Origin of the sequence: Streptomyces sp. NPDC086787, assembly GCF_044745865.1 — a bacterium.
GTDB lineage: Bacteria > Actinomycetota > Actinomycetes > Streptomycetales > Streptomycetaceae > Streptomyces.
Window position 1 is genome coordinate 74,007 of record NZ_JBIVBC010000006.1, and the last position, 11,843, is coordinate 85,849.

Sequence of the window (11,843 nt, forward strand, 5' to 3'; positions counted from 1 at the left end):
ACTGGCCGTATCCCCCAAAACCGGGGGGTGGGGCGTTCTATTCCCGGAGGTTTCCGGCTCCTCGGGATCCCGGCTCGGGCCGGCCTCCTACGACGCGCTCACCACGCCCTTGGCCTGCCCCGTCGCCGTGTCCTCGGTGGCGCTCGCCGGAATGGGGCGGTCGTTCTTCAGGGCGGTCCACACCTGCTTGGCCTTGGTCTTGGCGATGATGACGCGGTTGGGGTCCGCGGGGTCGTACCGCACCGGCATGGTGACCATCTTCATGTGCGACGAGCCGATGCCCTTGAGGCCGTCCGCGAAGTCCATCAGGGAGTTCACCGAGCCCAGGTCGGAGTCGGTGGTGACGGTCTTGGTGGCGGTGTCGGCGAGGCTGAACAGCTTCTTCGGGCTGGACAGCACACCGATCTGCTTGACCTGGTCGACCAGCGCCTTGACGAAGGCCTGCTGGAGCTGGATACGGCCGAGGTCGGAACCGTCTCCGACGCCGTGCCGGGTGCGGACCAGGCCGAGCGCCTGCTTACCGGTGAGGGTGTGCTCGCCGGCCTTGAGGTGCAGATGGCTGTCGGGGTCCGCGATGCTCTTGGTCGTGGTGACCGTGACGCCGCCGAGGTCGTCGATGAGCTGCTGGAAGCCGGAGAAGTCGACCTCCAGGTAGTGGTCCATGCGGATACCGCTGAGGGACTCGACGGTCTTGACCGCGCAGGCCGCGCCGCCGGTGGAGTACGCGGAGTTGAACATCACGCCGGACGCGGCGGGGTGTGCGGTGCCGTGGGTGTCCGTGCACGCGGGGCGGTTGATGAGGGTGTCGCGCGGTATGGAGACCACGCTGGCCTTCTTGTGGCCCTTGTACACGTGGACGACCATCGCGGTGTCGGAGCGGGCGCTGCCGTCGTCGGTGCCGCCGCCGAGCTTCCTGTTGGATCCCGAGCGGGTGTCCGAGCCGAGGACCAGGATGTTCTCGGAGCCGTTGTCGACCTTCTCCGGCCGTCGCTGGCCGCCGAGGGCCTGGTCGATGTCGACGCTCCTGAGGTTGCCGTTGAGCTTGAAGTACAGGTACCCGGCGCCGGTGCCTCCCAGCACGACGATCCCCGCCGCTGTCCAGGCCGTGACGAGCAGCGCCTTGCGGCGCCCGCTGGGGGCCTTGCGGCGGCGGCCCTTCCCGCGCCGGCGCGGACTGCTCGCGCCGGGCTCGGGTATGCCGGGTTCCGGTGTGCTCTCGGCGGACATGTGCTCCTCGGTTCTCGGGGACCGTATCGGCCCATACCGTTCCATCGTCACTCCATCGGCTCAGACGGAGAACTCGGGAAAGACTCGCACAACGCTTTGTCGCCACTGCGTGGCGCGATGCCTACGGTGCGTAGCCGGACGATCCGGAGGAAGCGTGTCCACCTGCGGCTTCGGCCGACCGTGCGCGCTGCCCGACGTCGACGCCCGCGGGGCCCGCTGTGGGCAAGGTCTCGCCCGGCGCCCGGCGGAAGCGCGAAAGGCCGGTCCCCGTCACATGCGTGACGGGGACCGGCCTCGAATGCCCCAGGGGCGCAGCGCCTGCTAGTCGCCGTTGCCCGGCGTCGGCGTCGTCTTCTGGATCTGCATCAGGAACTCGCCGTTCGACTTCGTCTGCTTCATCTTGTCGAGGAGCAGTTCGATCGCCTGCTGCTGGTCGAGCGCGTGCAGCACCCGGCGCAGCTTCCAGACGACGGCCAGCTCCTCGTTGCCGAGGAGGATCTCCTCCTTGCGGGTACCGGACGCGTCGACGTCCACCGCGGGGAAGATGCGCTTGTCGGCGAGCTTCCGGTCGAGCTTGAGCTCCATGTTGCCGGTGCCCTTGAACTCCTCGAAGATGACCTCGTCCATGCGGGACCCGGTGTCCACCAGCGCGGTGGCGAGGATGGTGAGCGAGCCGCCGTCCTCGATGTTGCGGGCCGCACCGAAGAACCGCTTCGGCGGGTAGAGGGCCGTCGAGTCGACACCACCGGACAGGATGCGGCCGGAGGCCGGGGCGGCGAGGTTGTACGCACGGCCCAGACGCGTGATCGAGTCGAGCAGTACGACGACGTCGTGACCCAGCTCCACCAGGCGCTTGGCGCGCTCGATGGCCAGCTCGGCGACCGTGGTGTGGTCCTCGGCCGGACGGTCGAAGGTCGAGGAGATGACCTCGCCCTTGACCGACCGCTGCATGTCGGTGACCTCTTCCGGACGCTCGTCGACAAGGACGACCATCAGGTGGCACTCGGGGTTGTTGTGGGTGATCGCGTTGGCGATCGCCTGCATGATCATGGTCTTGCCGGTCTTCGGCGGGGCCACGATCAGACCGCGCTGGCCCTTGCCGATCGGCGACACCATGTCGATGATCCGCGTGGTCAGCACGCCCGGGTCCGTCTCCAGACGGAGGCGGTCCTGCGGGTAGAGCGGGGTCAGCTTGTTGAACTCCGGGCGGCCACGGCCGTGTTCGGGCGCCATGCCGTTGACGGAGTCGAGGCGGACCAGCGCGTTGAACTTCTCGCGGCGCTCGCCGTCCTTGGGCTGACGGACCGCACCGGTGACGTGGTCACCCTTGCGCAGGCCGTTCTTGCGGACCTGGGCGAGGGAGACGTACACGTCGTTGGGACCCGGCAGGTAGCCCGACGTACGGATGAAGGCGTAGTTGTCGAGGATGTCGAGGATGCCCGCGACGGGGATCAGGACGTCGTCCTCGGCGACCTGCGGCTCGCCCGCGCCCGCGCCGAACTCGTCGCGGCCACGACGCCCACGGCGGTCGCGGTAGCGTCCGCGGCGGCCGCGGCGGCCACCGTCGAAGTCGTCGTCGTCCTGCGGGCCGTTGTCGCGCTGACGGTCCTGGCGGCCGCCGCCCTGCTGCTGGCCCTGCCCCTGGCCCTGCTGACGGCCCTGGCCCTGCTGGCCACCCTGGCCGCCCTGACCACCCTGCTGCTCGTCGCTCTTGCCGCGGCGGTCGCGGTCCCGGCCACGGTCACCACGGTCGCCACGGTCGCCGCGGTCACCACGGTCGCCGCGGTCACGGCGGTCGCGGCGGCCACGGCCCTCGCCGTCACCGGCGTCGCCCTTGGCCTCGCCCTGCGACTCGGCCTTCGGCTCGCTCTTCGCCTCGGCGGCGATGGTCTCGGTGCCGCCCGCGGGGCTGCCGGCCTCGGCGGTGGCGCGGCGACGGCGGCGCTCGGTCGGCGCGTCGTCGCTGGGGGCTCCCTGGTCGAGCGAGGCCGCGACCTTGGGGGACGGCTGGCCGGGAATCTCGATCTGCTGCTGGGCCACGGCCTTCTCGGCGGGCGCCTCGGACTTGGCCGGGGCCTTCTTCTCGGCCTCCTCGCCGGTGCGAGCGCGCGAGGTGGTCCGGCGCTTCGGCTTGGTCTCGGCGGAGTCCCCGGCGGCGGACGTGGCCTTGGCGGCGCCGCCTCCGGCCTGCGCCTCCTTGATGACCTCGATCAACTGGCTCTTGCGCATACGCGCGGTGCCCTTGATGCCGAGGCCGGATGCGACCTGCTGCAGCTCTGCCAGCACCATGCCCTCAAGGCCGGTACCGCGGCGCCGCCTGGAGCCGGCACCGGTGGCAGGCGCGGAGGCGTCCGTGGCGGGCGCGGCAGCGGTCTCCTCGACACGTGCGCCCATCAGATCGGTGGTGTCGCTCACGAAGGGTCCTTCCCTGGAGCGGACGTCGGCCTGTCTGGCTCGGCGACCGGTTGTGCTGTCCGGCGTCGGTCCTTGCTGTGTGGACCGTGCCGGGGCGGTGGTCCGCCAAAGCGGCGGAAGAGATATCTGGTGATGGCGCTTCCCCGACGGGCCGTGACACCTGTGTGTCACGCGGCGTGGTCGCACCGATTCCGGAGCGTGCCCAGCGGCTCACTCACTGCCCTCATGCGGCGTACTGCCCAGGTACGTCGAACGGGACGATGAATGGCTTGGGAGACTCCCGGAAGAATGTCTGCCCCGGAGGGGGACACGAAGCACCTCGCCATGGTGGGGTCGGGTGCAGACTTGAGATTAACACTAACGGATCCAACAAACATTCCCCCTCTCCAAATCCGGCAACCGTGTGTCAGGTCGCGAGCGGCAGCACACAGGCTCCCTGGACATCGAGTTTCAGCCGGTTGGCGGCCCATTCGGCGCCTGCCAGGGTCTCCACCTTGTCGGCGGTGCCGACGTCGGCCAGGGCCATGACGGTGGGCCCGGCACCGGAGATGACGGCCGGGATGCCGTCGGCGCGCAGCCGCTCCACCAGCGCGGCGCTCTCCGGCATGGCGGGCGCGCGGTACTCCTGGTGGAGGCGGTCCTCGGTGGCGGGCAGCAGCAGCTCGGGACGCCTGGTCAGGGCCTCGACGAGCAGCGCGGCGCGGCCCGCGTTGGCGGCGGCGTCGACGTGCGGCACGGTGCGCGGCAGCAGGCCGCGCGCGGTCTCGGTGAGAACCGGTTTCCCGGGCACGAAAACCACCGGAACGATGGAATCACTGGGGTCCATCCTGATGGCCCGCGCGGATCCGCCCTCCATCCAGGAAAGCGTGAAACCGCCGAGCAGACAGGCGGCGACGTTGTCGGGGTGGCCCTCGATCTCGGTGGCGAGTTCGAGCAGCGCCGCGTCGTCCAACCGCGCCTCCCCGCCTATGGTCACGGCGCGGGCGGCGACGATCCCGGCGCAGATGGCGGCGGAGGAGGAACCGAGTCCCCGGCCGTGCGGAATGCGGTTGGCGCAGACGATCTCCAGGCCCCGGGGCTGGCCGCCCAGCAGGTCGAAGGCGGTGCGCAGGGAGCGCACCAGCAGGTGGTTCTCGTCGCGCGGCAGCGTCTCGCTGCCCTCACCCGCGATGTCGATGTGCAGCCCGGCGTCGGCCACCCGGACGACGACGTCGTCGTAGAGGCCCAGCGCGAGGCCCAGGGCGTCGAAGCCCGGACCGAGGTTGGCGCTGGTGGCGGGGACGCGCACCCGGACGGCGGCGGCGCGGAAGGCTGGACCGGCCATCGTTTCGATGACTCTCCTTGAGCAGCGTGACGGTGGGGTGTGAGGGGGAAGTGGCACTTGGTGAGAAGTGGGGGCGGGATCCGGTGCGTTCGCGAGACCCTCGGGCCGCGGACGGCGCGGCTCCGCACCTCATGCGAAGGCATATGCGGCGGGCGGATTCGGTACAGCGTATCGAAGGAAGGTTCTGCCACGACACAGGGCGCACAGGAGGCGCACGATGCGTGTCGTAAGCCCCCTGTGCCCCCATTGGCCCCTTGGGCCGAAATCGGGCCGTACCGGACCTCAGGCGAGGCCCAGGCGCTCGGCCGCGGCGACCGCGTCGACCGGGACGGTGACCGGCTGCGGGGCGCCCGCGACGGCCCAGTCCGGGTCCTTGAGGCCGTTGCCGGTGACCGTGCACACGATCCGCTGGCCCGGGTCGACCCTGCCCTGCTCGGCGGCCTTGAGCAGACCGGCCACGGACGCGGCGGACGCCGGCTCCACGAACACACCCTCCTGCGCCGCCAACAGGCGGTAGGCGCGCAGGATTTCACGGTCCGTCACCTCGTCGATGACGCCACCGGACTCGTCCCGGGCGGCCAGCGCGTACTGCCAGGAGGCCGGGTTGCCGATGCGGATGGCGGTGGCGATGGTCGAGGGGTCCTTGACCACCTCGCCGCGCACGATCGGCGCACTGCCGGAGGCCTGGAATCCCCACATGCGCGGGGTCCGGGCGGCCAGACCGTCGCGGGCGTACTCCTGGTACCCCTTCCAGTACGCGGTGATGTTGCCCGCGTTGCCCACCGGCAGTACGTGGATGTCGGGGGCGTCGCCCAGCATGTCCACGATCTCGAAGGCGGCGGTCTTCTGCCCCTCGATACGCACCGGGTTCACCGAATTGACCAGCGCCACGGGGTAGTTGTCGCTCAGGCTGCGGGCGAGGGAGAGGCAGTCGTCGAAGTTTCCGTCGACCTGGAGGATCTTCGCGCCGTGCACGAGGGCCTGGCCCATCTTGCCGAGCGCGATCTTCCCGCGCGGCACCAGGACGGCGGAGACCATCCGGGCCCGTACGGCGTAGGCGGCGGCGGAGGCGGAGGTGTTGCCCGTGGAGGCGCAGATCACCGCCTTGGCCCCCTCCTCCTTGGCCTTGCTGATGGCCATCGTCATACCGCGGTCCTTGAAGGACCCGGTCGGGTTCGCGCCCTCCACCTTGAGGTGGACCTCGCAGCCCGTGCGCTCGGAGAGCACCTGCGCGGGCACGAGCGGCGTGCCGCCCTCGCGGAGCGTCACGACCGGCGTGGTGTCGGACACCGGCAGCCGGTCCCGGTATTCCTCGATGATTCCGCGCCACTGGTGGGTCATTGCTGGCTACTCTCCTTCAACCCGCATGATGCTTGCGACACCCCGCACGGTGTCGAGCTTGCGCAGCGTCTCGACGGTCCCGGCGAGGGAGGCGTCCGAGGCGCGGTGAGTGACGACGACGAGGGACGCCTCGCCGTCCTTGCCCGTCTGCCGAACCGTATCGATCGACACGTCGTGCTCGGCGAACACGGTCGCCACCTGGGCGAGAACTCCCGGTTTGTCGGCGACGTCGAGGCTGATGTGATAGCGCGTCACGACATCGCCCATCGGCGAGACGGGCAGCGCCGCGTACGCCGACTCGCCGGGCCCAGTCGCACCGTTGAGCCGGTTGCGGCAGACGGCGACGAGGTCGCCGAGCACGGCGGAGGCGGTGGGAGCGCCACCGGCGCCGGGGCCGTAGAACATGAGCTGCCCGGCCGCGTCCGACTCGACGAACACGGCGTTGTACGCGCCGCGCACGGAGGCGAGGGGGTGGCTCAGCGGAATCATGGCGGGGTGCACGCGCGCGGTGACCGAGCCCCCGTCCTTCGCCCGCTCGCAGATGGCGAGCAGCTTGATGGTGCAGCCCATCTGCCGGGCCGAGGCGAAGTCGGCGGCGGTGACCTCGGTCATGCCCTCGCGGTAGACGTCGTCCAGGCGCACGCGCGTGTGGAAGGCGATCCCGGCGAGGATGGCGGCCTTCGCGGCCGCGTCGAAGCCCTCGACGTCGGCGGTGGGGTCGGCCTCGGCATACCCGAGCGCGGTGGCCTCGTCCAGGGCCTCCTGGTAGCCGGCGCCGGTGGAGTCCATCTTGTCGAGGATGAAGTTGGTCGTACCGTTGACGATCCCGAGCACCCGGTTGACCTTGTCGCCGGCGAGGGACTCGCGCAGCGGCCGGATCAGCGGGATGGCGCCGGCGACGGCGGCCTCGTAGTAGAGGTCCCGGCCGTGCGCCTCGGCGGCGGCGTGCAGCGCGGCGCCGTCCTGGGCCAGCAGCGCCTTGTTGGCGGAGACGACGGAGGCCCCGTGCTCGAAGGCGGTGGTGATGAGGTTCCGGGCGGGCTCGATGCCCCCGATCACCTCGACCACGACGTCGATGTCGCCGCGTTTGACGAGGGCGGTGGCGTCGGTGGTGACAAGGGCCGGGTCGATGCCCTCGCGCACCTTGGACGGCCGCCGCACGGCGACCCCCGCGAGCTCCACCGGGGCACCGATCCGCGCGGCGAGGTCTTCGGCGTGCGTCGTCATGATGCGCGCCACCTCTGAGCCGACTACCCCACAGCCCAGCAGCGCCACCTTCAGCGGACGCGTACGCATCATCCGACCTCGTCTCCTTCTACCGTCTACGGTTGGACCAGTCTCACGTACCGGAAAGGAGTTTCTACCCTTCGTCCGGATCGTGAGACATGTATTTCATTTTGAGGGGGGAGCGGCCGAAGACCTTCCGGCCACACGCCCCCGCCCGCTCGTCGCCCGCTCACGCGGGTGTTCATTCATCCCACATCGAGCCGGAGCAGATCCTCCTCCGTCTCCCGGCGGACGATCGTCCGGGCCTGCCCGTCGCTCACGGCGACGACCGGCGGCCGCGGCACGTGGTTGTAGTTGCTGGCCATGGAGCGGCAGTACGCGCCGGTGGCGGGCACCGCGATCAGGTCGCCCGGGGCCAGGTCGGCGGGCAGGAAGGCGTCCTTCACCACGATGTCTCCGCTCTCACAGTGCTTGCCGACGACACGCACGAGCATCGGAGCTGCATCGGAGGTGCGCGAGACGAGAGCCACGCTGTACTCGGCGTCGTAAAGGGCGGTGCGGATGTTGTCGGACATGCCCCCGTCGACGGAGACGTAGGTGCGCAGGCCGTCCAGCGGCTTGATCGTGCCGACCTCGTAGAGCGTGAAGGCGGTGGGCCCGACGATGGCGCGCCCCGGCTCGACGGAGATCCGGGGGGTGCGCAGCCGGGCGGCGTCGCACTCGCGGGTGACGATCTCGGTGAGCGCCTTGGCGATCTCATGCGGCTCGCGGGGGTCGTCGTCACTCGTATAGGCGATGCCGAGCCCGCCGCCGAGGTCGATCTCCGGAAGTTCCACCCCGTGTTCGTCACGGATGTCCTTGAGCAGCCGCACCACGCGATGGGCGGCGACCTCGAACCCGGACATGTCGAAGATCTGCGAGCCGATGTGGCTGTGAATGCCGATCAGCTCGAGCCCGTCGAGCTGGAGCGCGCGCCGTACGGCCTCCGCCGCCTGGCCGCCGGCCAGCGGGATCCCGAACTTCTGGTCCTCGTGAGCGGTGGCGATGAACTCGTGGGTGTGGGCCTCCACGCCGACGGTGATACGGATCTGCACGCGCTGCCGCCTGCCGAGCGACCGGGCGATGTGCGCGACCCGCACGATCTCCTGGAATGAGTCGAGGACGATCCGCCCGACCCCGGCCTCGACGGCCCGCTCGATCTCGGCGACGGACTTGTTGTTGCCGTGCAGGGCGATCCGGTCGGCGGGCATCCCGGCGGACAGGGCGGTGGCCAGTTCGCCGCCGGAGCACACGTCGAGGTTGAGCCCCTCCTCGTGCAGCCACCGGACGACGGCACGCGACAGGAAGGCCTTGCCCGCGTAGAAGACGTCGGCGTCCGGCCCGAAGGCGGTGCGCCAGGCACGGGCACGCGCCCGGAAGTCGGTCTCGTCGAGGACGTAGGCGGGCGTGCCGTACTCCTCGGCGAGTCGCCTGACGTCGATACCGCCGACGGTGACGACGCCCTCGGGGTCACGGGTGACGGTCTGCGCCCACACCTTGGGGTCGAGGGCGTTGAGGTCGGCGGCCGGGCCCGAGTAGTGGCCCTCGGGCAGGACGTCTGCGTGGCGGGGCCCGGCGGGGTGTGCGGAACGGCTCATGGCTGGTGGCTCTCTTGGCTCTCTCTGAACGCTCCGGGCGGGTCCTTGGCGAGCCCGCTCAGAGGTGGTCGGGTGCGTCGATGCCGAGCAGGGACAGGCCGCCGGCCAGCACCGTCCCGGCGGCTTCGGCGAGCGCGAGCCGGGACCGGTGGGCGGCCGAGGGTTTCTCCTCACCGTAGGGCAGCACGGTGGGCAGGAAGGGCAGGGCGGCATCGGCGACGGTGACGAGATGCCGGGCGAGCCGGTCCGGGGCACGGTGCACGGCGGACGCGGCGATGACACGAGGGTGATCGGCCAGCGCTGCGACGAGTTCCCGCACCTCGGCACCCTCGACCTCGCCGGGTACGGCGTCGAACCCGAGACGGGCGGCGTTGCGGCTGAGGGCCCGGGTACGGGCGTGGGCGTAGCGGACCCGGAAGAGGGGGTTGCCCTCACGCTGCACCAGATGGTCGGCGGTGATCCGGGGCCGGTCGTGCGCGGCGGGATGAAGCAGCGCCCAGCGGGCGGCGTCGGGCCCGAGCGGTGCGGGGTCCTCCGGTGCCGGCACGGGCCGCAGGTTCACGGGCTCCCCGTGACCGGTCTCGGCCCGGCCGCCCTGCGCGGCCACGATCCGCACGAGCGCGTCGGCGACGACCTCGGCACGGGCCTCGTACGGCACACGCAGCGCGACGACCTGCCCGGCGAGCGCGTCCCCGTGCCCGTACGCCGTGCCCCGCTCCCGGATCTCCCGCACCAGGGAGGCGACCGGATCGGCGGTGCCGCTCAGGCTGATGTTGATGAACCCCGGCCCGGTGACGACGACGTCCCCGACACCGTCCTGCTCGACAAGATGCGGCCGCAGAATCTCCGCGACCCGCTGCGCCGGCTGTCCGGCGGGCCGGGCGAGCCGCAGCGCGATGTTGGTGGAGTAGTCCCCGCACCCCCCGGGCCCCGGCAGAGCAACCACAGCCCGCTCCGGCACGGTTACCGCCAGTTCCCCCTCGTCAACGGCACGCCGCACCGCGCGCAGCACGGTACGGGAGAGCTCGACGGGGGTCACGGGACAAGGGTAGGTGAGGAGGGGGGCGGGCGGGCCAATGGGTTTGCGCGAGGAAGCCACGAGGCGAGGGGGTGCGAAGCTCAGCGAGGGGGTGCGAAGCTCAGCGAGCGGTCGTCAGCGATCGGCGGGGAGCTTGGCCTCCTCGATGCCGACGTCACACCGAACATCGCTGCCGCGGTCACCACTGCCTTCGCCCTCGGTGTCGCCCCCTGTGTCACCACTGCCGCTGCCGCCGGCGGCGGCGCCACGGCCCCTCCGCCCCCGCTCGATCAAGTTCCGGACGATGCGGACGAGTTCCGCAGGCTCGAAGGGCTTGGCGAGAAAGGCGTCGACGCCTACGTCGAGGCCGCTCTCGACCTCGTGCTCCGTGCAGGCACTGACGATGGCGAGAGGGAGATCTCGGGTCACCGGATCGGCACGCAGCCGGGCGGCGGTCCGCAGTCCGTCCAACCGGGGCATGACCACGTCGAGCGTGACGACATCGGGCCGCACCTCGTGCACCACGTCCAGGCACTCGGCGCCATCGGCCGCGGTCACGACCTCGAGCCCTTCCAGCTCAAGGTTGACCCTGATCAGCTGCCGGATGACCTTGTTGTCGTCCACAACAAGCACCCGACCCGACGCGCCCGGCACAACTCGAGAGTAGGTCCGCGACAGCCACCGCGTCCGGGTTTTCCCCACTTCCACCCACCCCCGACCCACCCCCGCAAACTCGTTCATGAACACCCCGACGGAGCTGGTAGTGTTCTACCCGTCGCCGCGAGCAAACAACACCGCAGCAGACACGCCCCCGTAGCTCAGGGGATAGAGCAACGGCCTCCGGAGCCGTGTGCGCAGGTTCGAATCCTGCCGGGGGCACCTTGAATGAGGTTGCCCAAAGACCCCGTCACCAGCGGAAACGCTGAGGCCGGGGTCTTCGCGTATGTGCAGGCACATGCCGCTCGGAGCGGCCGTATGTCGGAGTCCGTGGGCTGTTTGCGGACAGGATCGACTCAGGTCGGCCCAGCATTCTCCCGATGCCCGTCATCCCGCGTCCGGCCACGCCTCGGGAGGGAGGGGTGGCTCGGGCTCGTTCAGCCGCTCGGCGTGCCGCTCGTTCTCCCCACGCAGGCTCGTCAGCCACGGCCACAGGTCAGGCAGGCTTTGTCCCGGGCAGGCCAGGCGATGCTCGATGCGGCACCGTTGGAACGGATCGGGCGGACAGACGCCGTACACCGTCACGCACCCGTCGGACGTCTCGATCCACCGGTACTCCGCCGGCACCACGTGGGCGAGCGGAGCCATGTCCGGCTCCAGCAGCACCCAGTCGTGTTCGAGCGTCGCCACCCGTTCCTGAGGCAGACCGCAGTGCGGGCACATCAACCGTGCCCCACCCAGCCGACGCGTCGACCCTTCCGAAGCCCCCATACACCGAGAGTCGGCACCCTGCCCACCCATGCGTAGAGGGCAAACCGGACGGGAATCCTGAGGCGTTCGTCGACTGGCGGAACAGAAGTCGGCGCGGCAGGTGCACCCTGCAACCAGCGAATTGGGAAGTGCGGCCAGTACATGACCCAGTGCATGACGAAGCCCCCAACCCATAAGGGGTGGGGGCTGTTCGCCGAGCGACCCGACGAGCAGGTCCACAGACTGC

Annotated in this window: 9 protein-coding genes and 1 tRNA gene; 1 reads left to right on the top strand and 9 read right to left on the bottom strand. The window is 70.6% G+C overall.

All coding sequences use genetic code 11. From position 1 onward, the window contains the following. Positions 1-87: 87 nt before the first annotated feature. The 8 genes from ACIPK3_RS16830 to ACIPK3_RS16865 all read right to left on the bottom strand — a co-directional run bounded on the left by ACIPK3_RS16830 (position 88) and on the right by ACIPK3_RS16865 (position 10,930). Positions 88-1,227: an LCP family protein gene (locus ACIPK3_RS16830; protein WP_402570341.1), complete on the bottom strand. Its 1,140-nt coding sequence runs from the start codon at positions 1,225-1,227 to the stop codon at positions 88-90. A gap of 321 nt (positions 1,228-1,548) precedes the next feature. After that, positions 1,549-3,642, bottom strand: coding sequence for a transcription termination factor Rho (rho, locus tag ACIPK3_RS16835; protein WP_402570342.1), 2,094 nt, complete (start codon positions 3,640-3,642; stop codon positions 1,549-1,551). A 406-nt stretch (positions 3,643-4,048) separates the two neighbouring features. Beyond that, the gene (gene thrB / locus ACIPK3_RS16840; RefSeq protein ID WP_402570343.1) at positions 4,049-4,966 is read right to left on the bottom strand and encodes a homoserine kinase; all 918 of its coding nucleotides are present in this window, start codon (positions 4,964-4,966) and stop codon (positions 4,049-4,051) included. Between the two features lie 282 nt (positions 4,967-5,248). Beyond that, positions 5,249-6,307, bottom strand: coding sequence for a threonine synthase (thrC, locus tag ACIPK3_RS16845; RefSeq protein WP_402570344.1), 1,059 nt, complete (start codon positions 6,305-6,307; stop codon positions 5,249-5,251). Between the two features lie 6 nt (positions 6,308-6,313). Further along, entirely contained in the window at positions 6,314-7,603 is a 1,290-nt protein-coding gene (locus ACIPK3_RS16850; RefSeq protein ID WP_402570785.1) for a homoserine dehydrogenase, read from the bottom strand. Between the two features lie 176 nt (positions 7,604-7,779). Beyond that, positions 7,780-9,171 (bottom strand): diaminopimelate decarboxylase, encoded by a 1,392-nt coding sequence (gene lysA / locus ACIPK3_RS16855; RefSeq protein ID WP_402570346.1) that lies wholly within the window; start codon positions 9,169-9,171, stop codon positions 7,780-7,782. A 58-nt stretch (positions 9,172-9,229) separates the two neighbouring features. Further along, positions 9,230-10,210 carry an ArgS-related anticodon-binding protein NrtL gene (gene nrtL, locus ACIPK3_RS16860; protein ID WP_402570348.1) on the bottom strand — a complete coding sequence of 327 codons (981 nt, stop codon included), beginning with the start codon at positions 10,208-10,210 and terminating at the stop codon, positions 9,230-9,232. A 114-nt stretch (positions 10,211-10,324) separates the two neighbouring features. Beyond that, positions 10,325-10,930: a response regulator gene (locus ACIPK3_RS16865; RefSeq protein WP_402570350.1), complete on the bottom strand. Its 606-nt coding sequence runs from the start codon at positions 10,928-10,930 to the stop codon at positions 10,325-10,327. 66 nt (positions 10,931-10,996) lie between these two features. On the opposite strand from ACIPK3_RS16865, the gene ACIPK3_RS16870 reads away from it, so the two are divergent. Then, positions 10,997-11,068: transfer RNA gene (locus ACIPK3_RS16870), tRNA-Arg, on the top strand. Between the two features lie 165 nt (positions 11,069-11,233). Here ACIPK3_RS16870 and ACIPK3_RS16875 read toward each other — a convergent pair. Further along, a complete protein-coding gene (locus ACIPK3_RS16875) occupies positions 11,234-11,791 on the bottom strand; it encodes a DUF6083 domain-containing protein (RefSeq protein WP_402570787.1) in 558 nt (185 codons plus the stop codon). Positions 11,792-11,843 lie beyond the last annotated feature (52 nt).